2 protein-coding genes are annotated in these 3,969 nt (G+C 66.1%); one reads left to right on the plus strand and one right to left on the minus strand.

Annotated elements, in window-relative coordinates; all coding sequences use genetic code 11:
- Nucleotides 1-451 precede the first annotated feature (451 nt).
- A complete protein-coding gene (locus AB0F17_RS66260) occupies nt 452-1,522 on the plus strand; it encodes a M23 family metallopeptidase (protein WP_358047798.1) in 1,071 nt (356 codons plus the stop codon).
- A gap of 868 nt (nt 1,523-2,390) precedes the next feature.
- Here the strand turns inward: AB0F17_RS66260 and AB0F17_RS66265 are convergent.
- Nucleotides 2,391-3,287 carry a tyrosine recombinase XerC gene (locus AB0F17_RS66265; protein ID WP_358047800.1) on the minus strand — a complete coding sequence of 299 codons (897 nt, stop codon included), beginning with the start codon at nt 3,285-3,287 and terminating at the stop codon, nt 2,391-2,393.
- Nucleotides 3,288-3,969 lie beyond the last annotated feature (682 nt).

Consider the following 3,969-nt stretch of genomic DNA (forward strand, 5'->3'; position numbering starts at 1 on the left):
CGCCCAGTCCTCCACCTTGATCACCCTCCAGAGTGACTGAAGGGGGTCAGTTTTCAGCCGTCGCCACGGGGTCAGTTTTCACCCGTCGTCGACACCGCGATCGCCGTGCACTCACCCAAAGCTCCACCCGCCATCCACATGCACTCACCAGAAGCCCCAGCCGCCATCCCTGTGCGTTCACCTAAATCCCGATCCGCCGTCCCCGTGCACTCAGCCAAAGCCCCAGCCGCCACCTCTGTGCACTCACTCAAAGCCCCAGCCACCATTCCCCTTCACCCACCCCAATCCCAGCTCCCCGCCACCCTCCACTCACCAAAACTCCACAATCAGCCCATATCCCTCCGTCGGCAGCACACCAACCCATCCCCCACCACCAACGAACTCCCATCGGCGAGTAGCGCCCTCAGGTCCGCTGACTCTCCTGGCAACCCTCCTCGCCTTCGCCATCCCCTTGACACCCGCAAGCCCCGCTGCCGCGGACCGTCCCACCTGGCGATGGCCACTGGACGGACACCCCAGAATCCTCCGCCACTTCGCACCCCCACCCGAGCCATGGCTATCAGGCCACCGAGGCATCGACCTCGCCGCCGCACCCACCACACCTGTCGTAGCCGCAGGTCCAGGCATCGTTCGCTTCGCCGGCCCCCTCGCCGGTCGGGGTGTGGTCACCGTCGAGCACGCGAACGGCCTGCGCACGACATATCTGCCTGTCAACGCATCAGTACGCCAAGACCAACGCGTAACGCCCGGCACCCGCCTCGGAGTCATCGAACGCCCAACAGGCCACTGCCGAGAATCCTGCCTCCACTGGGGCCTCCTGCGCGGCACCCACTACCTCGACCCTCTACTCCTCCTAGGCCAAGCCCACATCCGCCTGCTCCCGTACTGGAACCTGGACACCCCTGACGCTCTGGACAGCACGGGCGACGCGAGCACGAACGGCGGTCCGGGCGGCACGAACGACACAGGCGGTACGGGCGACGCAGGCGGTACAAGCGGTCCGAGCACCTTGGACCGGAACACCCAGGGCGGTCCGAACGCCCTGGGCACCCCGGACGGTCCCTACGCCCTAGACGGTCCTAGCGACCTGAGCACTGTCACCCTTTCGACGTACCCATCACTCCCGAGCACCGCGCACCTCCAAACAGCCTCCATCGGCGCGGCTCCCTCAGCGACAACATCCTCGACCACCCGCCACTCAACATCGGCGCCTCGGTCAGATCCCACCCCTGCTCCCAACCCCACCCTTTCGGGCCAAACTCCCGAGCGCACGGCCCCCAAACCGACCTTCCGCTTCGTGACACGTTCCGTCTCAGCACCCGCCATCTCAGCCATCAGCGCGGGCGCGCTGTTCACCGCGCTGCTGCTGTTCCCCCTGATCCGCCGTATTCGATGTACGCGCAGGCAGCAACATGGAGCCACGAGAGGCCAACACCGCAAACAGCAGCGCAGGCGGCGTTATCTAGGGCTGGGAAGTAGATCCCGCCAGCCACGGGGACGCCAACGCGTGAGGCACAACTAGTCACGGCAGGGGCATGCTTTACGGCAACCGGGATGGTGCCTGATCAGCGGCACGTGAGCCGCGTTCTTCGTTGAAGAGGATCTCGTGCCTAGCCATGACCCACTTGCCGCCGGTCCATATGCCGGATCCTGCGACGAGGGACCCATGCCTTTGCCGCCGCAGAGGGAGGAAGCTCGGTCAGCGCCAGGCTGGCCGGCCTGCGCACTCGACACCGCTCTGCTTCGCGCTTGCGGCTATGTGCAGCACTTCCCCCTTGAGTCGGCCGGAGGCGACGAGACCGCTGCCGGAAGACTCCCGGCGGAGAAGGCCACTGACCTCCTCCGCCAGCCGCTTAGTAGATCGACGCCGTCTTCGCCTCGGCCGCGCAGATTCACCGGGCGGGGGAACGCCGGCCCCAACTGACCGCGCTGGTCGCGACACCCAATCTGGGAACGACGAGAGGTGGATGCGCCACCGTCCAGTGGGCGGATTCGGTTCAGACGATCCCGTCGGCGCGCAGGTAGAGCTTGTGAATGTAGAGCTTGTGAATACCGTCGCTACCGCCGTCGGGTCACCACCAGTTTTCCGGATTAGCCTCCTGCTGAGACGAATCAGAGCGGAGCGGGTGAAACCAATGGTGCGCTCGCCGAGCATGCCGTCGTCGTTGGTGCACCACCCGAGGATCGGATGACGTCCCCTGGGGTGGTGTAACTTCTGGCGATCTTCGCGAGGCATTGAGGGACGATCGCCTGGCGCTTTGAGAGTCTCGGATCTTGAGCGCGGCCGTGAAAACTACACCACTTGGCGGGACGTCATCGAGGATCGCGTTGAGCAGGGCGGATGACTCCGAGCTCCGGTGCCCCCGGTTGGGCGCCGAGCCTGTGTCCGTTCACGCCCTGGGGTGTGCTTGGCGGTATGCCGTGCGGAGTCGCTCGATGGAGACATGCGTGTAGATCTGGGTCGTGTGCAGGGATGCGTGCCCGAGGAGTTCCTGGACGCTGCGGAGGTCGGCGCCACCTTCGAGCAGGTGCGTCGCCGCGCTGTGTCTCAGCCCGTGCGGGCCCATGTCCGGCGCTCCCTCGACCTCGCGCAGCCGAGCGTGCACCACCCGTCGTACCGTGCCCGCGTCTATCCGACCGCCTCGTACCCCAAGGAACACCGCCGCTCCTGAGCCTGCACGGATCCACAGAGGCCGTCCGTGTACGCACCACTTGTCCAGGGCCCGAAGTGCGGGCAATCCGAACGGGACCGACCGTTCCTTACGGCCCTTGCCCAGCACCCTGATGACGTGCCGATCCCGGTCGACATCATCGACGTCCAGTGCGCACAGCTCGCTCACCCGCACGCCCGTGGCGTACAGCAGCTCCAGGATGGCCTGATCCCGCAAGTCTTTGGGCTCTCCGGCCGACGGCGCTTCGAGGACGGCCTGTGCCTGCTGCTGATCGAGTACGGCAGGCAGCGGGCGTGGCGCCTTGGCGCTGCCCAACAGCAAGCCGGGGTCATCCGGCAACCAGCCTCTGCGATGGCAATAGGCCGTGAAGGTGCGGATGCACGCGGTCCTGCGCGCCAGCGTGGCCCTCGCTTTACCGTCGGCATGCTGCTCGGCCAGCCATTCGCGCAACGTACCGATATCGAGGCCGTGGAGTTGGCCGTTCAGGTGGTCGAACAGGGCCGTGACGTCCGAAAGGTAAGCGCGGACTGTGTGCGGAGACAGGTCTCTCTCGAACCGCAAGTACTTGCCGAACTCGGCTACCACCTCGTCCGCCCCCGGCCGCCCGTCGGACACAATCGCCTCCCTCTTGTAGACGCCGACCTCTCCCGGAGCCGTGCACCAGGTGATCGACGTCTAGAACGCCCTGCCTTTGTCCGTGCAGCCCTGCCCGGTGTCCATGCAGCCCTACCGGCCCGCCTGCGCTGAACCAGCCCACGCCTCTTCGCCCAACCCAGCCCTACGGCTGCCCATCGATTGGCCCACTGAGGCGGGCAGACCCACCAAGCGGCCGCCTCTGACCGGGTCCATGAGTCCGGGTCGCTGACCGGTCCCATCGGTCGGGGTTCGCTGACCAGCTCGCAGCCCACCGACCAAACGGGTAGGCCATCCACTAACCGCCCTGGACGGTCCCGCCCCGCAGGCCAGGTCCGTCCCTCCGGTGCCACCGACCAGCTCCGTCCTCCCTTTCCACCGACCAGCTCACGTCCACCAACCACTCCCACCAGCCCGCAGCCGCCGACCAAATGGATGAGTCACGTCCACCAACCGACCTGGATGGTCCCGCCCGCTGATACGCCTCTTCGGTTCGTGTCCCCTGACCAGCTTCGGTGGCCTGTCTGTGCTGATCAGCTCGACCTCCTCCGGTGCCATGAGCTCATGCCGGGACTGTACGGTTTTCGGTGTAACTCCTGATCAAGGAGAACGCACCTGATGAGTACTGTGATCCAGGCATCGACGGAGATCGACCTGGAGGACA

Source organism: Nonomuraea sp. NPDC026600, from assembly GCF_040638335.1.
Classification (GTDB): domain Bacteria; phylum Actinomycetota; class Actinomycetes; order Streptosporangiales; family Streptosporangiaceae; genus Nonomuraea.